At 35.4% G+C, this 21,986-nt stretch carries 22 protein-coding genes; 6 read left to right on the top strand and 16 right to left on the bottom strand.

The annotated features are described in order from the left end of the window. Positions 1 to 13: 13 nt before the first annotated feature. The 4 genes from BHE19_RS14850 to BHE19_RS14835 all read left to right on the top strand — a co-directional run bounded on the left by BHE19_RS14850 (position 14) and on the right by BHE19_RS14835 (position 3,576). Positions 14 to 631 (top strand): hypothetical protein, encoded by a 618-nt coding sequence (locus tag BHE19_RS14850; RefSeq protein ID WP_070907794.1) that lies wholly within the window; start codon positions 14 to 16, stop codon positions 629 to 631. 8 nt (positions 632 to 639) lie between these two features. Continuing rightward, positions 640 to 930: a winged helix-turn-helix domain-containing protein gene (locus tag BHE19_RS14845; protein ID WP_017494879.1), complete on the top strand. Its 291-nt coding sequence runs from the start codon at positions 640 to 642 to the stop codon at positions 928 to 930. 122 nt (positions 931 to 1,052) lie between these two features. Next, complete coding sequence (locus tag BHE19_RS14840; RefSeq protein ID WP_070907793.1) at positions 1,053 to 2,438, top strand: DUF4153 domain-containing protein; 1,386 nt, start codon at positions 1,053 to 1,055, stop codon at positions 2,436 to 2,438. Between the two features lie 211 nt (positions 2,439 to 2,649). Then, a complete protein-coding gene (locus BHE19_RS14835) occupies positions 2,650 to 3,576 on the top strand; it encodes a magnesium transporter CorA family protein (RefSeq protein WP_017494877.1) in 927 nt (308 codons plus the stop codon). A gap of 73 nt (positions 3,577 to 3,649) precedes the next feature. Here BHE19_RS14835 and rluF read toward each other — a convergent pair whose 3' ends face one another. The 5 genes from rluF to BHE19_RS14810 form a co-directional block, all read right to left on the bottom strand. Then, positions 3,650 to 4,462, bottom strand: a complete 813-nt coding sequence (gene rluF / locus BHE19_RS14830; protein WP_017494876.1) for a 23S rRNA pseudouridine(2604) synthase RluF — start codon at positions 4,460 to 4,462, stop codon at positions 3,650 to 3,652. A 99-nt stretch (positions 4,463 to 4,561) separates the two neighbouring features. Continuing rightward, positions 4,562 to 4,909, bottom strand: coding sequence for an antibiotic biosynthesis monooxygenase family protein (locus BHE19_RS14825; RefSeq protein ID WP_070907792.1), 348 nt, complete (start codon positions 4,907 to 4,909; stop codon positions 4,562 to 4,564). Positions 4,910 to 4,987: 78 nt separating this feature from the next. Beyond that, complete coding sequence (locus BHE19_RS14820) at positions 4,988 to 5,842, bottom strand: alpha/beta fold hydrolase (RefSeq protein ID WP_070907791.1); 855 nt, start codon at positions 5,840 to 5,842, stop codon at positions 4,988 to 4,990. Between the two features lie 189 nt (positions 5,843 to 6,031). Then, positions 6,032 to 6,811 carry a zinc ribbon domain-containing protein gene (locus tag BHE19_RS14815; RefSeq protein ID WP_070907959.1) on the bottom strand — a complete coding sequence of 260 codons (780 nt, stop codon included), beginning with the start codon at positions 6,809 to 6,811 and terminating at the stop codon, positions 6,032 to 6,034. A 4-nt stretch (positions 6,812 to 6,815) separates the two neighbouring features. After that, positions 6,816 to 7,910: a Nif3-like dinuclear metal center hexameric protein gene (locus BHE19_RS14810; protein WP_017494872.1), complete on the bottom strand. Its 1,095-nt coding sequence runs from the start codon at positions 7,908 to 7,910 to the stop codon at positions 6,816 to 6,818. 84 nt (positions 7,911 to 7,994) lie between these two features. Here BHE19_RS14810 and lpxK point away from each other — a divergent pair, with 84 nt between their 5' ends. Beyond that, entirely contained in the window at positions 7,995 to 9,017 is a 1,023-nt protein-coding gene (gene lpxK / locus BHE19_RS14805) for a tetraacyldisaccharide 4'-kinase (protein ID WP_070907790.1), read from the top strand. A 23-nt stretch (positions 9,018 to 9,040) separates the two neighbouring features. Here the strand turns inward: lpxK and BHE19_RS14800 are convergent, their stop codons facing one another. The 3 genes from BHE19_RS14800 to lipA all read right to left on the bottom strand — a co-directional run bounded on the left by BHE19_RS14800 (position 9,041) and on the right by lipA (position 13,192). Beyond that, positions 9,041 to 11,209, bottom strand: coding sequence for a tetratricopeptide repeat-containing hybrid sensor histidine kinase/response regulator (locus tag BHE19_RS14800; protein ID WP_070907789.1), 2,169 nt, complete (start codon positions 11,207 to 11,209; stop codon positions 9,041 to 9,043). Between the two features lie 26 nt (positions 11,210 to 11,235). After that, positions 11,236 to 12,234: a type I glyceraldehyde-3-phosphate dehydrogenase gene (gene gap, locus BHE19_RS14795; RefSeq protein WP_017494869.1), complete on the bottom strand. Its 999-nt coding sequence runs from the start codon at positions 12,232 to 12,234 to the stop codon at positions 11,236 to 11,238. Between the two features lie 91 nt (positions 12,235 to 12,325). Continuing rightward, a complete protein-coding gene (gene lipA, locus BHE19_RS14790; protein ID WP_070907788.1) occupies positions 12,326 to 13,192 on the bottom strand; it encodes a lipoyl synthase in 867 nt (288 codons plus the stop codon). 331 nt (positions 13,193 to 13,523) lie between these two features. Here lipA and BHE19_RS14785 point away from each other — a divergent pair, with 331 nt between their 5' ends. Continuing rightward, complete coding sequence (locus BHE19_RS14785) at positions 13,524 to 14,387, top strand: M48 family metalloprotease (RefSeq protein WP_070907787.1); 864 nt, start codon at positions 13,524 to 13,526, stop codon at positions 14,385 to 14,387. Between the two features lie 67 nt (positions 14,388 to 14,454). On the opposite strand, the gene BHE19_RS14780 is transcribed toward BHE19_RS14785, so the two are convergent. The 8 genes from BHE19_RS14780 to BHE19_RS14745 all read right to left on the bottom strand — a co-directional run bounded on the left by BHE19_RS14780 (position 14,455) and on the right by BHE19_RS14745 (position 21,857). Then, entirely contained in the window at positions 14,455 to 14,835 is a 381-nt protein-coding gene (locus tag BHE19_RS14780; protein ID WP_070907786.1) for a PH domain-containing protein, read from the bottom strand. A gap of 165 nt (positions 14,836 to 15,000) precedes the next feature. Further along, a complete protein-coding gene (locus BHE19_RS14775; RefSeq protein ID WP_070907785.1) occupies positions 15,001 to 15,822 on the bottom strand; it encodes an energy transducer TonB in 822 nt (273 codons plus the stop codon). A gap of 155 nt (positions 15,823 to 15,977) precedes the next feature. Then, the gene (locus tag BHE19_RS14770; RefSeq protein WP_017494864.1) at positions 15,978 to 16,529 is read right to left on the bottom strand and encodes an RNA polymerase sigma factor; all 552 of its coding nucleotides are present in this window, start codon (positions 16,527 to 16,529) and stop codon (positions 15,978 to 15,980) included. Then, positions 16,520 to 17,626 carry a glycosyltransferase gene (locus tag BHE19_RS14765; RefSeq protein WP_070907784.1) on the bottom strand — a complete coding sequence of 369 codons (1,107 nt, stop codon included), beginning with the start codon at positions 17,624 to 17,626 and terminating at the stop codon, positions 16,520 to 16,522. Before BHE19_RS14765 ends, BHE19_RS14770 begins: the two co-directional genes overlap by 10 nt. 83 nt (positions 17,627 to 17,709) lie before the next feature. Next, a complete protein-coding gene (locus BHE19_RS14760; protein WP_070907783.1) occupies positions 17,710 to 18,324 on the bottom strand; it encodes an FMN-binding negative transcriptional regulator in 615 nt (204 codons plus the stop codon). A gap of 122 nt (positions 18,325 to 18,446) precedes the next feature. Then, complete coding sequence (murB, locus tag BHE19_RS14755; RefSeq protein WP_070907782.1) at positions 18,447 to 19,460, bottom strand: UDP-N-acetylmuramate dehydrogenase; 1,014 nt, start codon at positions 19,458 to 19,460, stop codon at positions 18,447 to 18,449. 130 nt (positions 19,461 to 19,590) lie between these two features. Beyond that, positions 19,591 to 20,691, bottom strand: a complete 1,101-nt coding sequence (hisC, locus tag BHE19_RS14750) for a histidinol-phosphate transaminase (protein WP_070907781.1) — start codon at positions 20,689 to 20,691, stop codon at positions 19,591 to 19,593. Between the two features lie 107 nt (positions 20,692 to 20,798). After that, positions 20,799 to 21,857, bottom strand: a complete 1,059-nt coding sequence (locus BHE19_RS14745; RefSeq protein ID WP_070907780.1) for a glycosyltransferase — start codon at positions 21,855 to 21,857, stop codon at positions 20,799 to 20,801. Positions 21,858 to 21,986 lie beyond the last annotated feature (129 nt).

Raw genomic sequence — 21,986 nt, 5'->3', positions numbered from 1 at the left:
AAGTACTTTATTTATGAATCAGAAGCACCAAGAAGATTTAGCCCATATTCGTTCCATGATGGAGCGCTCTTCAAGATTTATATCATTAAGCGGCCTTTCAGGAGTATTTGCGGGACTTTCGGCTTTAATTGGAGGACTATATGTTTACCAATTGTTTAAAGCAAATGGGACCGAATATTTTGGTGGAGATTATGAGAAGCAATATTCTGCTGACCTGGTTTCAGAACTGGTCTTTACAGGTTTGATTATTTTAGCAGTAGCTTTTACGTTTGGTTTGCTTTTTACTGTTAGAAAAAGCAAAAAGTATGATTTGCCTATTTGGACATCGGCAACCAAAAACATGCTTTTTAATTTAACCATTCCATTATTGGCTGGAGGTATATTTTGTTTGGCGCTAATCTATCATGAGGTTTATGGTTTAATTGCGCCGGCTACTTTAATTTTTTATGGACTGGCTTTGATAAATGCGGAAAAGTATACCTATTCTGATATCAAATATTTGGGCTTTTGCGAATTAGTTTTAGGATTTATTTCTCTTTTTTTAATTGGATACGGTTTGATTTTTTGGATCATTGGATTTGGTATTTTGCATATCTTGTACGGATTAATAATGTTCAAAAAATATAAATAATCCATTCGATGGGAATTATTGATAAATTAAATAAAGATTTTGAAAGTCGTGTCAGATTGGGTATTATGTCCATTTTGATGGTCAACGAGTGGGTAGATTTTACTGAAATGAAAAATCTGCTGAATATTACGGACGGAAATCTGGCAAGTCATTCCTCAGCTCTTGAAAAAGCGGAATATATCGAAGTGAAGAAAGAATTTGTAGGCAAGAAACCTAAAACATCTTACCAGGTAACTCCCAGAGGGCGTGCGGCTTTCAAAGAGCACCTTTCTTTTCTCGAAAAATTAATGAAATCGTAATTACTCTATTTTTTTATCTTAAAACTTTGAAATACAAAGTACTTTTAAAATTGAAATCAACAAAAAACGCCATTATAGAATGGCAACAATCTATTTAACCATTAATAGTAAATTCAACAACAATGAAAAAACACCAAGTTATCCCAGCCTGCAGTTTGATTTTTATCCTGCTTTTTTACCATGAATCAATGGGAGTAAACCTCGCCATTTTTGGACTATTGTTAATCGGCCTGATTTGTTATTTCTTTCAGGATAAGTTTACTGATCGGTCTCATTTGATTTTGGTGGTTACGTCGGTCTTGTCGTGTATGGCTTTTGCCTGGTACGGAGATTTCCCTTCTTTTTTGGCACTTTCCATGTCTGTTTTGTTCCTGCACTTTAGACTACAGGATCCGGAACTAAAGATTCTTCAGATTTTTCCGCTTGTATTTTTAAACGCTTTCGCCACGTTAGGACGTGTTTTTATGTTCAGCCAATGGCTTCCCGAAAGACAAATTCACAACAATTTTGCGAAGAAATTAGTCGCATATGTTATTATCCCATTCATTTTTCTGGTGGTATTTTTTACAGCCTATTCTTTTGGAAGTGAGCATTTTTCCTCCCTATTAACGGACTATACTTTAGATCTTGATATTTTTGAAGTACTTCTGATAGGGGTTTTAGGGTTTTACATTTCATTTAGTTTTTGGAATTATTGGGTTCCCGAAATTTGTTACGAGAAGAATGGACTTTTAGACAATGAGTTTAGTAATGTCGTCGAAATTAAAAATCAGAAGACATTTTCGTTTTTAGATCTGGATTTTGAAAGAAAAAGTGGTGAGATTACATTAGTCTTATTAAATTTTATGCTCTTGGTTTTTATCATCACCTACAATTATGAGCAATTTTTTGAGGCTGTCGAGACTTCTAAACTTAGCTCAGCTACTCACGAAAGAGTAAATGCTGTAATCTTTTCAATAATTATGGCGGTTGGAGTAATTCTGTTTTATTTTAAAGGAGGATTTAATTTTGATAAAAAAGCAGCTCGTCTAAAAAAGCTGGCTAAAGTATGGATTGTTTTAAATGGTGTGCTGATAGTGAGCACCATTATTAAAAACTCAGAATATGTCGCATTCTTTGGATTAACTTATAAAAGACTGGGGGTTTATGCTTTTCTAATTTTATCGGTAATTGGGCTGATTTTTACTTTCATAAAAATTACTAAACAAAAAACAAATGCTTATCTTTTTAACCAAATGGTCTGGTATTTTTACGGGACGATACTTTTATGCAGTTTTGTAAACTGGGGAAATCTAATTACAAACTACAATGTCTCGGTAAATAAAGGAATTGAGCCGTGGTTTTTAAGAAGCTTGCATTTTAATGATGAAAGTCGGAATGCTTACTTTTCAACAATAAATATTGTTGGGGAAGGGCAAGGTTATCTGGAAGAGAATCGTGTAGAAGACCACAAGGACGATCCTTTTCTTTCAAAAGCACTTTATTACGAATTTGTAGAAAAAAAGTAGTAAATATTTGCAAAAACCGTCCTATAGAATTTATATAGGGCGGTTTTTTAATAATTAATTAGTACTTTAAAGTTTTTCGTTTTAAAAATAAAGGATACTTTTGCAGCACTAAAAAAAACTTCTCCAATGGACGATTATTATTCGTTAGTATTTAATTAAAGTAGCTTTTGAATTTCTTCAAAATGCTACGCTAAACACCTGCAATTTTGAAATGAAAGCCTTTTACAAAAACAACAACGGACTAATCGAGATACAAGAATGGACTCCAAACTGCTGGATCAGCATTGAATCTCCTTCAGAAACAGAAAAAAAGTACTTACTGGAAGAACTTCAGATTCCTGAAGCTTTTTATAACGATATTGAGGATATCGACGAAAGACCCCGTATGGAGTCTGAAGACGGCTGGACTTTGTTTATCATGAGGGTTCCTATAAAAAGTAATGATGTTAAGCTTCCTTTTCAAACCATACCTTTGGGTTTGATTTTTAAAGATGATGTTTGCGTTACGATTAGTTTTTATGAAACCGAGATAGTTTCTGATTTTCTTCAATATACAAGACGAAAAAATATAGTAATCAAAGACAATTTCGATTTAGTGATGAGGTTACTGCTGTCGTCAAGTGTCTGGTATTTGAAATATTTAAAGCAGATCAATCAAAAGATAAAACTGGCCGAAGACAACCTGGAGAAATCGATCAAGAACGAGGAATTACAGGCGCTTTTACAGATTGAAAAATGTCTGGTGTTTTTTATTACTTCCTTAAAAGGGAATGATGTTTTATTTCACAGAATCAAAAATTTAAAAGCTCAAAGAGAGCATTTTGATCCGGATTTGCTGGAAGATGTTGATATTGAATTAAGTCAGGCACAGGACACTGCAAATATTTACAGCAATATCTTGACGGGTATGATGGATGCGTATGCTTCAGTAATTTCCAATAACATGAATAATATTATGAAGCAAATGACTTCGATTTCTATTATTCTGATGATTCCTACTTTAATAGCGAGCTTGTATGGAATGAATGTGCCGAATGGTCTGGAAGAAAGTAAGTACGGTATTTGGATTCTTCTCTTAGTGTCTGTTATCTTATCATCAGTCGGAGTGTTTCTATTCAAAAGAAGAAGATGGTTTTGATAAAAAACACAATTTCTAATATTAAAGAAAATCCCTTTCGTTTTATCGAAAGGGATTTTTTTATGCGAATATTTTAATAGTCTCCTCTTTTCTTAAATCGGGGATCGTGTTTCGATATAAATTCGGTTCTTCGTTTCGGAGCTTCCTCTTTTGGGAGACTGGCTTCCTCTGTTTTACTGGACGGTGCGATCAAATGATTTAGTTCTTTAATTTCAGCATCGGTTAAATCACGATAACGACCCACCGGAACATCCAATGAGATGTTGATGATTCGGATACGTTTTAAAGCAGTTACATCGTATCCTAAATATTCACACATTCTACGGATCTGACGGTTTAGACCTTGTGTCAGAATAATTTTGAAGGTGTATTTACTAATTTGTTCTACTTTGCATTTTCGGGTAACCGTGTCCAAAATTGGAACACCATTTCCCATTCGCTGTATAAAACGATCTGTAATAGGTTTGTTAACCGTAACGGTATATTCTTTTTCGTGATTGTTTCGTGCGCGTAGAATTTTGTTGACAATATCACCGTCATTAGTCATGAAAATCAATCCTTCACTCGCTTTGTCCAAACGTCCAATCGGGAAAATACGTTTAGGATAATTGATATAATCTACAATATTATTTCGAACCTCGAGATTGGTCGTGCATTCAATTCCAACAGGTTTGTTGAATGCTAAATAAACCATTTTTTCGTTTTTCTCGACAATTAGTTTTCCATCAATACGTACTTCATCATCCGGTGAAACTTTTGTTCCCATTTCCGGTACAGCACCATTTATTGTTACGCGTCCTTCTTCAATAAGTTTATCGGCTTCACGACGAGAACAATATCCTGTTTCTCCTATAAATTTATTCAGACGTTTTAAATTCTCTTCCATAGTGCAAAAGTAGTCAAAATTTGGACTTCTTAGATTGTTAGATTCTTAGATTTTAACCTTAGAACCTCAGTATCTCAGTATCTCAGAATCTTAGAGCCTTTACTTCGCATGAAAATCTGAACTGTCTGCAGGGGTTTCATTGCGGTCAAACATTCCGTAATCCCGAACTACGGCGGCAATTCGTAAGTGATAATCTTTAAAAATTTCTTTGCGCCCTCTGGCTTGTGCGTGGCGATGCATTTCTAAATTTCTCCATTGTTGAACACTTTCTTCGTCTTTCCAAAATGACAATGACAAAACTTTCTCAGGATCACTGAAACTCTGAAAGCGTTCGATTGATATAAAACCTTCTATCTTGTCTAATTCCGGTCGTAAACTTGCGGCAATAGACAGATACTCTTCTTTTTTTCCTTCGTTTGGAATTACTTCAAAAATTACAGCGATCATTTTTTTTAGATTTTTAGATGGTTGGACTTCTTGGATTTTTTAACCTTAGGATCTTAGCATCTTAGAACCTTAGCGTCTTTATTTTGCAGAAAACAGAAAATCAATAACCTTTTGATACAACTCATCGTCATGCATTCCGTGCCCCAAACCTTTAGTTTCGATAAACTGACTGTTTTTCCAATTACTGGCGATTTTTTTGCCCTCCTCAAAAGCAACAATCTTGTCTGAAGTGTCGTGTGCAATTAACCCCGAAACATTAAATTCTGAGGCAAATCGCTGTCCTGAAAAATCCTCGAGTTTAAAATTGAAACGATTCATGAATTTACTTTCCAAAAGCGAAAACATTTTGGTGTTCAGGCTTAACATTGAGATGTAATTGTCAATTAGTGTTTTTAGATCGGACGGTGCTCCCAGAATGACCATTTTGTTGATGCTGGTGTTAGGGAACAAATACTGATGATAGACACATGCTGCGCCACCGATGGAATGACCAATAATAATGGCAGGCTGGTATTTTTCGACCGCTTTATTGATAAATTCAGCATACAGAGGAACGTTAAACTCTTTACCGCTGCTTTGCCCGTGTGCCGGAGCATCAATCGCAATAATGGTACTGCCTGATTTTTGAAGGTGCGGTAAGGTTTTTTTCCAACGCGAAGCATTACTTTCCCAGCCGTGAACAAGCAATATTTTGGTTTCGTTACCTTTCCAGATATACGTTTGAAAATGATGTTCATTATGATGAAACGTCTCTGTTTCTGTATTTCTTAATACTTTGGGCAGCGCTTCTTTCTTTAGTCTTCCAATTCTGGGTTGGCTAAAAAGGGCATAAGAAAGTTCCATCGCTTTTTGCGGACGAACATAGCTCAAAAAGTTAATATAAGACCCAACCGATTTTAAAGTGATAAAACGGATTCCTTTTTTAATTCCCAAAACTCAAAATTTATTTTAGTAAAGGTAAAAATATGATTTTAAACTTGCTGAAAAAATGTTTGCCACAGATTTAAAAGATTAATACAGATTTAAAATCACTTAATGGTGAAATAAAATCCCTTTTGAATCTTTTTAATCTGTGGCCAAAATAAATGCAAAAAAAAGTCCCGATCAGATCGGGACAGTTATTTAGATTTTAGAGAACAATTGTTCCATTTTTTCTTTTTCTTCTTCAGCTAACGCGCTGTCAACCAGAATTCTTCCAGAGTGCTCATCAGTGATGATTTTCTTTCTTGAAGCAATTTCCACCTGAGTTTGTGGAGGAATTGTAAAGAATGATCCCGCTGAAGCGCCTCTTTCGATAGATACTACCGCTAAACCATTACGAACACTGCTTCTGATTCTGTTGTAAGCAGCTAATAAACGCTCTTCGATTTGTGAAGCATACTCTGCTGATTTCTCAGTTAAGAAGATTTCTTCTTTTTGAGTTTCAGCCATAATCGCATCCAGTTCAGATTTTTTATGTTTTAAATGCGAACTTTTTGCGTCAAGTTTTTCTTTTAAATTAGAAATAACTTCTTTTTTATGTTCGATAGAAGCTTTCATTTCTTTGATTTGCTTTTCAGCCAATTGAATTTCTAATTCCTGAAATTCAACCTCTTTAGTCAAAGAATTAAATTCTCTGTTATTACGAACTGATTCTTGTTGTTTCGTGTATTTTTTGATCACCTCTTTGTGCTCATCAATGGCAATTTTCTTCCCTTTGATTTGCTCTTCAATCACTTCAAGTTCTCCTTTCAGTTTCTCTGAACGCGTGCTTAAACCAGCAACTTCATCTTCTAAATCTTCTACTTCTAAAGGAAGTTCTCCTCTTACGTTTCTGATTTCGTCAATTCGGGAGTCAATAAGCTGTAAATCGTATATTGCTCTTAACTTGTCCTCAACACTTAATTCTTTCGTATTCGCCATATTCTTATAAGTACTTAACTGGATTTGTATTTTCTTCTGATAAAATGATGGCAAAATTAAGGATTTTTTTTCGAAGATAATCAACAATATAGTTTTTTGTATACCGTTCGCTCTCAAAATGACCAATATCGGCTAAAAGAAGTCGGTTTTCTGCTTCGTAAAATTGATGGTATTTTAAATCGGCAGTTAAAAAAGCATCTGCCCCCGCCTGAATAGCATTTTTTATAGCAAAACTTCCTGAGCCTCCTAAAACAGCGACTTTCTTTATTTTTTTTCCTAAAAAAGCAGAATGACGAATTCCGTCTGCAATCATTTTGTCTTTTACGGAATATAAAAAGTCTTTTTCATCCATTTCAGTTTCAAATTCACCAACCATACCCAATCCAATATTTTGATGGGAATTTTTCAGATCATAAATTTCATAAGCTACTTCCTCGTAAATATGGCTGGCAAATAAAGCTTTTAAAATTTTAGACTGTAAGTGTTTTTCAAATATAACTTCGATTTTTATTTCAGTTCCCGTATGTAGTTTTCCTCTTTCACCAATTACAGGATTGCTGTTTTCATTTCCCTGAAAAGTAAAAAAGCCTTCGGTATTAAAACTACAGTTGTCATAATTTCCAATCGTACCCGCGCCGGCCTGAAACATAGCATTGCGAACTTTTTCTGAATTATCAGGGGTGGTGTAGGTAACCAACTTTTGAATGAAACTTTGTTTAGGGATTAAAACTTTAGTGTTGATCAGGCCTAAGGCATCACAAAATATTTTATTAACTCCCTGAGAATGGTTATCTAATGCAGTATGAACGGCATAAATAGCGATGTCGTTTTTGATAGCCTTTAAAATGGCACGCTCCACGTAGTTTTTACCGGTTATTTTTTTAATTCCCGAAAATAAAATAGGATGAAAGCAAACTACCAGATTACAGTTTTTGGCTATTGCTTCTTCAATTACAGTTTCTAAAGCATCATGGCAAACTAAAACTCCGGTACTTTCCGTTTCGGTATCACCGACTAAGAGTCCAACATTGTCAAAATCTTCGGCATAAGCCAAAGGAGCCATTTCTTCAAGAACAGCTAATATTTCTTTGATTTTCATTTTTTAGTTTTATTTCAGGTTTTAAGTCCTGTCTTGTGGTGTAAACTTGAAACAAATTAACGAAAAATATTATACTTTCGTAGAATGAATGTACTTAGAAAAATACTTTTTCCGTTTGCGATTTTATACGGATGTGTCACTGCAGTGAGAAATTTTCTTTTCGACAAAGGAATTTTAAAATCGACTTCATTTGATATTCCGGTTATTGCGGTTGGAAATCTTAGTGTTGGCGGTACAGGCAAAACACCACAAATAGAATATCTTATCCGATTGTTATCTCAGAAATATAAAGTTGCCACTTTAAGCAGGGGCTACAAAAGAAAATCAGAAGGTTATGTATTGGCGAGTGAGAGTTCTAATGCCGAAATTTTAGGCGATGAACCGTTTCAGTTTTATCAAAAGTTTCCCAATATTCAAGTGGCCGTTGATGCGAACAGAAGAAACGGAATTACACAATTGCTTTCGCAAAAAGAAAAACCCGAAGTGATTTTGTTAGACGACGCCTACCAGCACCGAAAAGTGAAAGCCGGGTTTTATATTCTGTTAAGTTCATATGACGATTTGTATGCAGATGATTTTATGCTGCCAACCGGAAATTTGCGTGAGAGCAGAAGCGGGGCTGATCGTGCCAATATTGTAATTATAACAAAATGTCCAAAAGAACTGTCTGAGGGAAGGCAGGAAGAAATCAGGTCGAAATTAAAGTTAAGGAGCTCCCAGCAGCTGTATTTTACTTTTATTAACTATGATGATTTTGTTTATAATGAAGAAGAGCAACTTGCTGTAAAAGATATTAAATCAGAATCAAAATTGCTTTTAGCCGGAATCGCAAAACCTACACCATTTTTTGATTACTTGAAAAATGAAAAAGAGGACTGTTTGACTTTTCCTGATCATCATCATTTTTCTGATGTAGATGTGGCAAATATTCTGGAAAAAGCCAATCATAGAAAAATCATTACAACAGAAAAAGACTATGTTCGGCTGAAAGATTCCAAATTGATTTCACAATTGTACTATCTACCAATAAAAAGTACCTTTATCAATAACAGTAAAAATTTTGATACCGCGATTCTGGAGTATGTACAAAAAAACTTAGTAACTTAGAGTCTTAGCTCCTTAGTATCTTTCTAAAAAAACCGGGCTATAATACTGTAGAATTCGTCCGGAACAAATGGTTTTGTAATCACATCGTTCATCCCGTATGACAATAGCATGTCTCTGTTTTCGTCTAGCGAAATAGCCGTAAGTGCAATAATTGGAGTGGTTTTGTCAAACTCTCTGATAAGTTTTGTAGCCGTTGTTCCGTTGATTCCCGGTAAGTGAACGTCCATGAGGATCATGTCAAAACGTTTTACTTTTAAAAGCTCAACCGCATCTTCACCATTGTCGATGATTTCGCAGCTGATGTTTTTATTTTCAAGCATTTTTCGAGTAATCATTTGATTGATTTTGTTGTCCTCGATCAACAGAATTGATTTGTTGTTTAATTGTACGTCGTTGTATGGTTTTATTTCTTCAATCGTTTTCAATTGTTCTTTATTGATCTTAAAATTTAGTTTGAATGTAAAAGTTGAACCTTTGCCAACTTCGCTTTTTAGTTTGATTTCTCCTCCTAAGAGCTCAATTAGTTTTTTGACAATCGTAAGTCCAAGGCCGGTTCCGCCATATTTTCTGTTTACTTCTATCGATCCTTGTGAAAAACTTTCAAAAACAGTCTGAAGCTTATCTTCAGGGATGCCAATTCCGGTGTCTACAATCTCGAAGTAGATGGTTGTGTTGTCTTCTTCCAATTCATATAATTTTGCAATTACACTGACATGTCCGTTTTGAGTAAATTTTAAAGCATTATTGATTAAATTCAGGATGATTTGAGACAGTTTTGTAGGGTCCCCAATTATATTGTCCGGAATAGCCTCGTCTATTTCAAGGTTAAAGTAATTTTTGTTGGCGGTAGCCAGTTCCTTTAATGAGCTCTGAATGTTAAAAAGAAGCTCTTTCAGGTTAAAGCTTATGTTTTCTATTTCGACCTTTGTCGAATCAATTTTATTAATTTCCAGAATCTCATTGATAAAAGTAGTCAGGTAATTTCCTGAGAACTTCAAGGACTCTAAATATTTTAGTTGTTTTTTCTTCGGGTTATCTTCCAGTAATAAATGAGTGATTCCGTTAATGGCATTTAAAGGAGTTCGCAGTTCATGACTTACTGTCGATAAAAATTCAGATCGGGCTTTAGATGCCTTTTCAGCTTTGTTTTTGGCCAAAATGAGTTCTTTGTTTTTCTCTCTTAACAGTAAATTATTCTGATTTCTGATAATGTTGTTTTTGTACAATGCTAAACTCAAAAGAGATAAGATCGAAATAAGAGCAATGGCCAGAATGCTTACTAGTTTAGAATATCGGTAGGTTTTTAACTGAATTTTCTCTTCGCTTTCCTTTTTAATACTGGCTTTTAAGGATTCGTTCTTCTTGAATTTTTCGAATTCATCGTGATCCGTTTGAGTGTTTTTTAGCTTTAAGACGTAATTCTCCAGCTGATAATGTTCTTCCAGGTACGAGTAAGCAAGATCAAATTTTTTGTTTTGTCTGTAATACTGACTGATGGCCAGAACGATTTTTGATTTTTGGGCCAGATTATTTATTTTGGCATTATAATTTAAAGCATTTTCAAAATAAACGATAGCCGAATCATTTCGTTTCAGTTGTGTTTCAATTAAGCCTAGTTGATAATATGAATCGGTTTTGGTTTTTAGGATCTCAGTATTGTCTGGCCTTTGTGTTATTTTGTGAAAAGTTTCAGCTGCTAAAGGCAGGTTTTTAGCAGTTTTTAAAGCTATTGCTTTTTGATAGTTTAGTATTTCGGCATGATCCTTAATCTTTAGCTGGTTTAAAAGCTCTTCGGCTTTTCGGTAGTAGATTGCCGCAGTTTCGTAATTGCTTTTTGTGGTATTGGTTAAGCCAATATAGTGCAATGCCAAAACTTTTGTGCAGGTTGGCTTTGTGTTTTCAAACAGAGCAACGCTTTTGTGAAAGTTTTTTAGAGCTTCTGCATAATTTTTTTGCTGGTAATAAATTTTTCCAAGCTTAAAAGTCTGATTGGCCAGGTTTTCTAATTTATTGTTGGCCTCACAAAAGTCAATTGATTTTTCGGTGTAATAAATTGCCTTTTCGTATTTTTTATTGCTGAGATTGGTGTCCGTTAGTTTGTTATAATAGGAAACGCTATCCGTACTCTTTTTAGATTGAGAGTACAAAAACGAATTTAATAGACAAACAACAATAAAAAGATAGTGTTTCATGTATGGCAATGCTTTTACAATGAATCTTAGGTTTTTCTTATTAGTAAAATTAAATCGATCAATCTTGATGAGTATCCAATTTCGTTATCGTACCAACCCACAACCTTTACCATTTTGTCAATAACCGAAGTTAATTGAGCATCAAACAAACACGAATGTGTGTTGCCAATTACATCAACAGAAACGATTGGGTCTTCTGTGTAATCCAGTATTCCTTTTAAATTTGTTTTTGAGGCTTCTTCAAATGCTTTATTTATTTCTTCAATCGTAACAGCACGTTTTACGTTAAACGTTATATCTGTTAAGGAACCATCGGGAACAGGAACACGAATTCCGCATCCTCCGATTTTATGATGCAAGTTAGGGAAAATTTTTGTTAATGCCTTAGCTGCACCTGTAGTTGTTGGAACAATCGACTGGCTTGCACCTCTTGCACGACGTAAGTCCTTATGTGGTTGGTCATGAAGACTTTGGTCTGTGGTGTAAGAGTGTATCGTTGTGATATAAGCCTGCTCAATTCCACACAATTCATCGATGATTTTTATCATTGGAGCCGCATTGTTTGTCGTACAGCTTGCATTCGAAACAATGTTTTCGCTTCCGTCAAGAATGGCTTCGTTAACTCCTAATACTACTGTTTTGATGGTATCAACTTCTGATGGAGCCGAAAGGATTACCTTTTTTGCTCCGGCTTCGATATGGGCGTTTAGTTCTTCGTGCGTTTTAAATTTTCCTGTTGATTCAATTACAAAATCTATCTGGTGACTTTTCCAATCCAGATTAGCGATACTTTTTTCATGGAAAAAGAAAAAATGTTTTCCATCAACAATAATTCCTTCCTCGTCATGACTGACTTTAAAAGGTAAGACTCCATGAATACTGTCGTATTTTATCAAATGCGACATGGTTTTGTTGTCAGCAATGTCGTTAATGGCAATTACTTCAATTTCAGGATGGTTTAAAAGTAAGCGAAATAAATTTCGGCCTATTCTTCCAAAACCGTTTATAGCAATTCTTGTTTTCAAGCTTTTCGATTGTTTGTTACATCGTTTAATCGTCGACTGGTTTAACCGTACTTACGATTAAACGATTGAACAAATAAACGGTTAGACTTTTTTATAAAATGTGTTTTTGTGCTTTGTAAGAAGAACGAACCAGTGGTCCGCTTTCTACGTGACGGAAACCTAATTCAAGACCAAATTTTTCATAACGGGCAAATTGATCAGGTGTTATAAATTCTTTTACAGGCAAATGTTTTTTACTTGGTTGAAGGTATTGCCCAATAGTAACCACATCAACATTTGCATTTCGTAAATCAGTCATCGTTTGAAAAACCTCTTCTTCAGTTTCTCCAAGTCCAAGCATAATTCCGGATTTGGTTCTGTTGATTCCTTTTTCTTTCAGGTAACGTAAGACTTCGAGACTACGATCGTATTTTGCCTGAATACGTACTTCGCGAGTCAAACGACGAACAGTCTCAACATTGTGTGAAACTACTTCAGGATTGGCCTCAACAATACGATCTATATTTCTTTCGATTCCCTGAAAATCAGGAATCAGGGTTTCAAGAGTCGTATTCGGATTCATTCTTCGGATTGCTTTTACCGTTTCAATCCAGATAATTGAGCCGCCGTCTTTTAAATCATCCCTGTCTACGCTTGTAATTACGGCATGTTTAATGTTCATAATTTTTATAGATCGGGCTACTTTTTCAGGTTCATCCCAATCTACCGTTTCAGGGCGTCCGGTTTTTACACCGCAAAAACCACAGGAACGGGTACATACATTCCCCAATATCATAAAAGTAGCGGTACCTTCACCCCAGCATTCTCCCATATTTGGGCAGCTTCCGGAAGTACAAATAGTGTTTAGACTATACTTATCAACCAAACCACGAAGTTCAGTGTATTTTTGTCCAATAGGAAGTTTAACCTTTAACCATTTAGGTTTTCCTGTTGGTATATTTTCAGTGACTGTTTCCATATATCAAAATTCAAAGTACAAAGATAAGCAATGTAGTTTATTTGGAGATTCGTTTAAGATTTAATTTGGTACTGACAGACTTGGAGTTTCTATAACGCACTTTTGGTAATAATCGTGTAAGTGTGTTAAAATTTTATTTTTAAAGCATTGATGCGGAATAAAATGCCTCTTTTTTGTTTGCCAATTCGAGTAAGAGTGACGATTTTGTTTGACTGCTCATTTTTACTCATTTAAAATTTATATCTTTATTTGTTAAAAAATTAGTCGAAATGCAATTCAAACGGAATTGGCTTTGTACTACATTTGTTGTTAAATTGTAATCATATAAAACATGAAAAAGAAATTTATAGTATTGGGAGTTTTGTTTGCCGCTTTTGGTTTTACAAAAATAAATGCGCAGATTAATTTTGGTGAAAAAGCATTGGGTGCTGTTCAAAAAGGAGTTAGCGGTTTTACTTTTAGCAATGCTGATGCCGCTGCTTTATCAAAAGCTGCTGTTGATAAAATGGATACTGAAAATCAGGTTGCAGCTGCGACTGATCCGTATACTCTAAGACTGAACAGAGTTTTTGGAAAGTATACTGCGGGTGATGGTTACACTTTAAATTATAAAGTTTATAAATTAAAAGAGGTTAATGCTTTTGCAACTGCTGATGGAAGCGTACGCGTATATTCAGGATTGATGGATATTATGGATGACAATGAATTACTGGCAGTAATTGGTCACGAAATTGGTCACGTAGCGAATCAGGATTCCAGAGACGCAATTAAAGCGGCTTATAGAAAAGAAGCTTTGTTAGAAGGAGCTGCTTCTCAATCAGCTACGATTGCAAGTGTTACTGATAGTCAGTTGGGTAAAATAGGTAGTGCTATTATCGATAGTAAGTTTAGCCGTAAGCAAGAAGCAGAAGCCGATTTGTTTTCTTATGAATTTTTAAAGAAAAACGGTTATAATGTAAATGCTGAAGAATCGGCATTTAGAATTCTGGCTAAGATGAGTGAAGGTAATGAAGCTTCCTTTATCGATCAGATGATGAGTTCACATCCGGATTCAAAACAAAGAGCTGAAGATGCTAAGAAAAGAGCGGAGAAAGATGGTTTGTATAAACCGTATGTGCAGCAGAAAATTGTAAATACTGCTCCGGCTAAAAAAGGAACTCCTGCGAAGAAAGCTCCCGCTAAAAAGAAAAAATAATTCTATCTTGAGTCGCGTAAACTAAACCCGACAGGTTTTAAAACCTGTCGGGTTTGTTGTATAAGGTTTAACCTAAAACGTGAAATGCCAGTACTTTTTGTACATCGTATACATTTACCGATTTGTTAAATTGTTTTACAATGCTTGGTTGTAATTCACTTGCCACCCAGATTTTTAGTTCGGCATCCAAATCAAAAGTTCCTGCTGTTTCTACACTAAAACGTGTAATACTTTTGTAAGCGATAGATTTGTATTCTGTTTTGCTTCCTGTTAATCCTTGTACATCAACCAGAATTAATCTTTTGTTGGTGAAGATAAAAGTATCACGAAGTAGTTTAAAACCCATCTCGATTTCTTCTCTGTCCGTTAAAAGCTGTCCGTATTTTTTTAATAACTCTTCCTGACTAACAGAGCCGGCGTTGCCTAGAATAGCTGAAAATATTCCCATTTTTTAGTTTTTAATTTTAATAGATTTGATTTTCCTCTTATGGAGCTGTAAAAGTAATTTATTTTGTTAATTTTTTTTACTGCTTCGGGATTTAATTAAGAATGGGGAGGCACTTAATGAAATAAAAAAAGCAGAACCTAAATTCTGCTTTTTCGTTTTTTATTGTTATTCTGTTTTTATTGTGATTGGAAGGTTATAGGCAGTTCGAACAGGTTTTCCGTTTAAAATACCCGGGCTCCATTTTGTTTTTAATGATTTTAATACCCTGATGGCCTCTTTTCCGATTCCGTATCCCGGATCGTTTTTTACCATGATGTCTGTAATGGAACCGTCTTTTTCAATTACAAAAGATACATACACTCTTAAGGTTTTTTCAGCATCCAGTTCCGGTCTGTTGAAATTGTTTCCTACATAAGTGTAAAACTTAGTCATTCCTCCCGGAAATTCAGGTAGTTTGTCTAAGATGGCTACGTTAACAGGGTCTTTACTTTCTCCTGTTAAAGCTGCAGTTTCTACGTTACCGCCACTTGCCGGTAATGCATTTACGGCATTTCCTGTTCCGGTGTTTGCATTGTCAACAACAGGATGATTGTCTGCATTTGTTGCAATAACATCGGGTGTCGCCTGAGTTGCGGCTGTTACAACCGGATTTACCAATTGTGTACTGGTAACGGGTGGTGCAGCTGCAGTTTGCTGAGGTGCTACAGGTGGAGCTGGTGGTTGTGGTTGTACCGGAATTGGTATGTCTGTAGGTCTTATTGGAACCGAAAAAACAGTTGGTTCTGTTTCTACGGGGCCATGTGCTCCAAACTTATTAATCAACACCGACGCACTTCCCAGACCTGCCAATAATAGCAATCCCATAAATAAAGCTGTAACTGTGTTTTTTGAACTCTCCTGGCGTAATTGATAAGCGCCGTACTCTTTGTTCTTGTTTTCGAAAACAAGATCGGTCCAATTGGTTTCGTAGATGTTTGATTTAGTCATGATTTTTGGATTTTAAGGTTAGGTAACGTTAAATCATAGGCAGTACGGTTTTGGTTTTAGCTAACAACGGAGATGTTGTTGTTTTAGTATGTGGATAAATAGGTTTTTTAAGAAAAAATACGTGGATATTTTATTCTTTACCTAAAGATAATAAATTATCTGTTGCGTTCGATGATTTCTGCTAGTAATTTTTTAGCACGAAGTAATTTTACTTTGACATTACTCAAAGGTTCGTTGATTTTCAGTGCTATTTCCTGATAAGTCATTTCCTGGAAATAACGAAGCTGGATGACTTCCTGGTAGTGAGGTTTTAATTCTTTGATGCATTGAAGCAGGCGCGAAAGATTTTGTTCTTTAATTAAAGCATCTTCGGCAGAAGGAGTAGGGTCGGCAATATTGTAGGCCTGTTGGTCTTCGTTGTCTGTGATTTCTATAAAAAGACTGGTTTTCTTTTTACGTAACAAATCAATATAAACGTTTTTTGCTATAGCAATTAACCAGGTGTTGAATTGAAATTCAGAATTGTAACTGGCTATTTTGTCGAAAGCTTTAGAGAAGGTTTCGATGGTAATATCTTCGGCGATGGTTTCATTTTCGGTACGCTTCAGCATAAAGCTGTACACTTCATTCCAGAAATAATCTAATAAAAAAGTAAAGGCGATCTGATCGCCTTTTTTAGCTTTTTCTATTTTAGAATTTATTTCCAATATACCGGTTTTGAAAAGATATTAGTTATAAAGATATTAATTTGCGTGAATATAAGAATGATTTCAACAACAGGAAACCAAACTTTCAGGTCATTTTCTTTTAATTTGCCGGCAGAAAATCCTATAACAATCCATGATACAGTGTAACGTGTTGCTAAAATAGCCAATACAGCGATCCATTGAAACTGAAATGCTAGCAATACAATTGCTGATAAAAAGAAAAATAATTGTGAGGTAAAAAACAGTCCCAATTGCATTTTATCAAAAAATTTGTAATGTTCTGCGGTAGAAACATGTCTTCTTTTTTGAGTAAACCATTCTCTGTAAGTTTCCTTTGGTTTAGAGTAAGTGAAACTTTCAGGGTTGTGAGCAATGGTAGTATTGTTTTTAGTTGCAGCCTGATTGATAAACAAATCATCATCACCCGAACGAATCTGGATGTGCTCGATAAAGCCGTTTACATTAAAAAATTCGTCCTTTTTATAGGCTAAGTTTCGACCAACCCCCATGTAAGGAAGTCCCAGTTTGGCCCATGAAAAATATTGAACAGCCGTTAAAACGGTTTCATAACGTATGATTTTGTTTAATAAAGAACGTTCCACTTTTTCATATCCGCCATAGCCTAAAACAATCGTTTTGTTCATGGTGAATCTTGAAGTCATTGCAGTGATCCATTCTGTTGAGGTTGGATAACAATCAGCATCGGTAAAAAGTAAGTAGTCTTTTTTTGAAGCTTTGATTCCTAAAGTTAACGCATACTTTTTGTTTCCCCAGAAAGCTTCATTGTTTTGCACTTTTACCAGGCGAATATTGCTGTACTGTTGTTCGAATTCTTCAAAAACCTCCAGAGTTTCATCACTTGAGGCGTCATCAATTAAAACAATTTCAAAATCAGGGTAGTTTTGTTCCGCAAGAAGAGGGATGAACTTTTTTACATTTTCTTCTTCATTTTTTGCGCAAACGATAACAGATACCGGAATTTTCTTTGGAGCTATTTCCTGAGGTTTGCCGAAAGCGAACTTTCCAAAAATCCCTAAGTAATAGAAAATCTGAATGAAAACGATAGCAATAAAGAAGTAAAATAAAGTTATAAGCATCTGATTTTAATGTCTTTTAATTTCTGAATCTTGCGAGTGCAAATGTACTCATGAAATCCTAATTTTCAATACTGAAAACGGATTTACTTTCGGCATTTTGCCATTTCTTTTGCAACAGCAATAGCCTGAGGGTTTTCGGTTTTTTCTAACTCCGAAATTATGTTTTTATAATTGTGATCGTCCCTGTTCTGAGAGAGTTTTTTAGTAGCCTGAATTTCGTCAATTTCAATTTCGAAGCCAAAAATACCTCTGGCTTCCCGCATGGTTTTGGCAGATAAATTTTCAACCCGAACCGGATTCATTGAATTCGCTTCGTATTTGTCAACTAATTTTTTTAGCTGTTCTATGGATGTGGCTTCGTCGACAATTTTGATTCGGCCATAAACATGTACCGCTATATAATTCCATGTTGGAACATTTTCATGATCGTACCAGGACGATGAAATGTAGCTGTGCGGACCTGTAAAAACAGCTAATACCTGATCGTTTTCGGCAAAACCTTCTGCTTGCGGATTGAGTTTGGAAAGATGGCCTTGTAAAATTTCTTTTCCATCCGAATTCACTTCAAGTTCTATAGGAATATGTGTCGCACATAATTTTCCGTGTGTCTGATTGATGAGGATACCAAAACTGTTTTCTTTTAGAAAAGTTCGGATCGATTCCGGATCTTCATTTTTGTATAAGTCAGGTGTGTACATTTTTTTCTTTTTTAGGTTCAAAGGGACAAAGAAGCAAAGGCTCAAAGTTTTAAAGGTTTGAAGTTTTCTGATTTTTCAATCCGTTAAAAGTCTAATAATCCAACAATTTAAAGATCCAATTTTTAAATCACATTTACTTCAGCTTCAATCTGAATTCCAAAAGTATCAAAAACAGTTTTTTGAACATCTTTGGAAACTGCCAGAATTTCTTGCCCTGTGGCATTGCCATAATTGACTAAAACCAGGGCCTGATTTTTATGAATTCCGGCATCACCAAAACGTTTTCCTTTAAAACCGGCTTGTTCAATCAGCCAGCCAGCCGGAACTTTTACTTCGGTTTCCGAAACTTCATAATATTTCATTTCAGGAAACTTCTGGTGTATTTTTTCGAAATCAGATTTTAATAAAATTGGATTTTTAAAGAAACTTCCACTATTTCCTAATTCTTTCGGATCAGGTAATTTACTTTGTCTAATCGCAATTACAGCATTGCTGACCTCTTTTAAGGTAGGAACAGTGATGTTGTTTTTAGCCAGTTCAGCGGTAATATCTCCGTATGAAATGTTGATTTTATGATTTCGTTTCGTTAGTTTATAAATTACCGAGGTAATGATATATTGGTCTTTTACTTCATTTTTGAAGACACTTTCTCTGTAGCCAAATTTACAGTCGGCATTGGTGAATGTTTTTATTTCCTGAGTGGCAATATTGATCGCTTCGCAGGAAACAAAAGTATCTTTGATCTCGGTTCCGTAAGCGCCGATATTCTGAACCGGGGTTGTTCCCACATTTCCGGGAATTAGTGACATGTTTTCTAAACCCCCAAAATTATTATCGATCGTCCAGAGTACGAAATCGTGCCAGGTTTCACCGGCCTGACTTTCAACCCAGACAAAATCATCGTCTTCTTTGAGGATTGTTTTTCCTTTTAAATCAATATGAATGACCAGAGCGTCGATGTCTTTGGTTAAAAGCATATTGCTTCCTCCGCCTAAAATAAATTTTTGTTCGTCTTTGTTTTCTTCTAAAATAGTTTTCAGTTCAGCAACCGTATGTACGGCAACAAATTGTCTGGCTTTGGCTTCGATGCCAAAAGTATTGTAGTTTTTTAAAGAAAAATTGGATTGGATTTCCATAAATAAAAGGCTTTTTTTGAAGAATTAATTCTGACTCCAAAAGTAAGGATTATAATTTATTTGAATTGGATTTCTAAAAAATAACCATTATTAATTAGGATACAAAATAGCTAAGATCCTTTCTCTGATCTTATTTTAAGGCTTGAATAAATCGCTGCATTTCTTTCATCGTGCCGATAGTAATTCGGGTCCATTTGCCGTTTTCTTCATAAATTCTTGTTCCTGATATGTTGTGGTCTTTTAATTGCTGGAAATAGTCTTTTTTGTAATTTTCTAATGAGAAGTAAATAAAATTAGAATAGGAAGGGATGCAGGTTAAATTAAGAAGACTCAATTGTGTTATGGTGTATTTTTTTACTTCTTCATTGGAGGTGCGAACCTGACGAATGAAACTTTCATCGTTTAGGGAGGCAATCGCTGCGGCAATAGAGACAACACTGACGGATAAGTTGGGAGACGATTTCAAAATGCTCAATTCCTCAATCGTGGCAGCATGTGCGAGAGCATAGCCAATACGGGCGCCTGCGAGGCCATACATTTTAGAGAAAGTTTTGGTAATAATCAGATTTTTATTGGTGACCACTAAATCACTTAACGATCGTTCGTCTGTAAAATCGATGTACGCTTCATCTACAAAAACAAGTGTTTTTTGAGTTGCCTCTTTGATGAAAGAAATCAGTTCTTCTCTTTGAGATAGCGTTCCCGTCGGATTGTTTGGGTTGCAGATGTAAACCATTTTGGTATCATTATCAATGGCATTTAACATGGCAGGTAAATCATGCTTTTTGTCTTTGGTTAAGGGAACGGCGATTTTTTTTATGCCTAATTTTTCGGCAGGAGCTGTCCAGTAATCAAAGGTTGTTTCGGCGATTATAAAATTACCTCTTTGCAATGCGGTATATTGAAGTATTAAATCTAAGATTTCGGTGGAACCGGCACCCAGAAGAATATTGTTTTCTGAAACCGTATTCTTTTTTGCCAGCAGCGTAATGAGTTCCGGTGAAAGATTCCATCCGTATCGATTGCTGATGTTGATACTTTTGGCCATTGCTTCCCGTGCCTTTGGTGACGGACCATAAGGGTTTTCGTTGGAACGGAGCAATATGGGTGAATTATCGGTATAGGATATTATAGGCTCAGTAGTGCCGTTGGCAAAGGTTTCAAAAGGGTAAAGTCCCAGTCCAATAGTTCCTAGTCCAATTTGTTTTAACCAAATTCTTCTGTTACTCATCTTTTTATCAGATTAAATTAAACAATTCAATGAAATAAGTAGGTCGTTGCGACGGAAGAAAAGTTACGTTTTTTTGTTGAGGGATTTACAGATTTTTCTGAGCAAGCTTAATTTCTTTTTAAATCAAGCAGTTCATGATATTTCTCAGAAATAATTTTCATGTTGGTACTGTAATTTGCATTTTCCTCGACAAATTTTTGGTTTTGAAGAACAGCTTGATTTCTTGATTCCGAATTTTCAAAAGACCAGATCAATTCCTCGGCAAGCATTTCGATATTGTCAATTTCAATCAATTGTCCGTTTTCACGATGTTTGATCCAGCTTTGGTTTCCGGGAATGTCTGAAACTACGGGATAGCAGTTGCAGGCCATGCCTTCAAATAAAGATGCCGATACTCCTTCGGTAATGGGCATGCTAATGTAAATGTTGGATTGCTGTAATAATTTAGGGAGTTCTGTATTGGGGATTCTTCCGGTGAAAATTACTTTATTTTCAATTTGCAATGCTATGGCTAGGTCTTTCAAAGATTGTAGTCGGGTTCCGTCACCCACAATGGTTAATGAAAAGTCAATTCCTTTTTGATGTAAAATGCCAAAAGCTTTTAAAATGGAATCATGACGGTATTCGGGTTGCAAAGAACGCGTAACAATCGCTTCGATTTTTGTTGAGCTACTGATTGATGGCGTGAAAAGGGATAAATCAATTCCTTTTGGGAGCACTAAAACTTTGCTCATATCTACGCCAATTGCTTTCATCGAAATGGTCATAACAGGCCCCCAGGCGTGTATTAAATCTGCTTTTTTGAAGGCGTGTTTCTGAATAAATTTTTTAAAGGGAAGTAGTATTGATCCTTCCGGCCACAAATCAGTTCGGCCTTGTTGTGCAATTGCGATAGGATGCATTCCGGAAATCGCTGCCAGAAAACCATAACTGGTGGTTCTTTCGGCAATAATCATGTCTGGTTTTTCCTGTTTGATTTTTTTTCGAATCGAAAGAGGAGAGAAAAGATATTCTAAAATACGTCTGAATCGGCTGAGTTTGGAATGGTTGGGTGTTTGAAGTTCCCAGGTGCAAATTTCAAAATCGCCAAATTCTTCAAGGCCTTTCATCCATGTAATGGCGTCAGCACGATAGGACTCTCCCAGAAAAAGTATTTTTCTTTTCATTTGGCAAACTTAATTTTTTTGCCACAGATTAAAAGATTTTTAAAGGATTTTTTAATGTATGTCAATCTTTGAAATCTGTCGCCAAACTTTATCTCGCATTTCTGGGGCGGAGCATATCCTTTTTGAAGT

Source organism: Flavobacterium tructae, from assembly GCF_001853485.1.
GTDB classification, from domain to species: Bacteria; Bacteroidota; Bacteroidia; order Flavobacteriales; family Flavobacteriaceae; genus Flavobacterium; species Flavobacterium tructae.
Note: the sequence above shows the minus strand (reverse complement) of the source record. Positions and strands in the feature narration are given on the sequence as shown.

Bases quoted from the DNA above. Each gene is read 5' to 3' on its own strand.
- BHE19_RS14850 (WP_070907794.1), top strand. From the start codon at position 14: ATGAATCAGAAGCACCAAGAAGATTTAGCCCATATTCGTTCCATGATG.
- BHE19_RS14845 (WP_017494879.1), top strand. From the start codon at position 640: ATGGGAATTATTGATAAATTAAATAAAGATTTTGAAAGTCGTGTCAGA.
- BHE19_RS14840 (WP_070907793.1), top strand. From the start codon at position 1,053: ATGAAAAAACACCAAGTTATCCCAGCCTGCAGTTTGATTTTTATCCTG.
- BHE19_RS14835 (WP_017494877.1), top strand. From the start codon at position 2,650: ATGAAAGCCTTTTACAAAAACAACAACGGACTAATCGAGATACAAGAA.
- rluF (WP_017494876.1), bottom strand. From the start codon at position 4,462: ATGGAAGAGAATTTAAAACGTCTGAATAAATTTATAGGAGAAACAGGA.
- BHE19_RS14825 (WP_070907792.1), bottom strand. From the start codon at position 4,909: ATGATCGCTGTAATTTTTGAAGTAATTCCAAACGAAGGAAAAAAAGAA.
- BHE19_RS14815 (WP_070907959.1), bottom strand. From the start codon at position 6,811: ATGGCGAATACGAAAGAATTAAGTGTTGAGGACAAGTTAAGAGCAATA.
- BHE19_RS14810 (WP_017494872.1), bottom strand. From the start codon at position 7,910: ATGAAAATCAAAGAAATATTAGCTGTTCTTGAAGAAATGGCTCCTTTG.
- lpxK (WP_070907790.1), top strand. From the start codon at position 7,995: ATGAATGTACTTAGAAAAATACTTTTTCCGTTTGCGATTTTATACGGA.
- BHE19_RS14800 (WP_070907789.1), bottom strand. From the start codon at position 11,209: ATGAAACACTATCTTTTTATTGTTGTTTGTCTATTAAATTCGTTTTTG.
- lipA (WP_070907788.1), bottom strand. From the start codon at position 13,192: ATGGAAACAGTCACTGAAAATATACCAACAGGAAAACCTAAATGGTTA.
- BHE19_RS14785 (WP_070907787.1), top strand. From the start codon at position 13,524: ATGAAAAAGAAATTTATAGTATTGGGAGTTTTGTTTGCCGCTTTTGGT.
- BHE19_RS14780 (WP_070907786.1), bottom strand. From the start codon at position 14,835: ATGGGAATATTTTCAGCTATTCTAGGCAACGCCGGCTCTGTTAGTCAG.
- BHE19_RS14775 (WP_070907785.1), bottom strand. From the start codon at position 15,822: ATGACTAAATCAAACATCTACGAAACCAATTGGACCGATCTTGTTTTC.
- BHE19_RS14765 (WP_070907784.1), bottom strand. From the start codon at position 17,626: ATGCTTATAACTTTATTTTACTTCTTTATTGCTATCGTTTTCATTCAG.
- BHE19_RS14760 (WP_070907783.1), bottom strand. From the start codon at position 18,324: ATGTACACACCTGACTTATACAAAAATGAAGATCCGGAATCGATCCGA.
- murB (WP_070907782.1), bottom strand. From the start codon at position 19,460: ATGGAAATCCAATCCAATTTTTCTTTAAAAAACTACAATACTTTTGGC.
- hisC (WP_070907781.1), bottom strand. From the start codon at position 20,691: ATGAGTAACAGAAGAATTTGGTTAAAACAAATTGGACTAGGAACTATT.
- BHE19_RS14745 (WP_070907780.1), bottom strand. From the start codon at position 21,857: ATGAAAAGAAAAATACTTTTTCTGGGAGAGTCCTATCGTGCTGACGCC.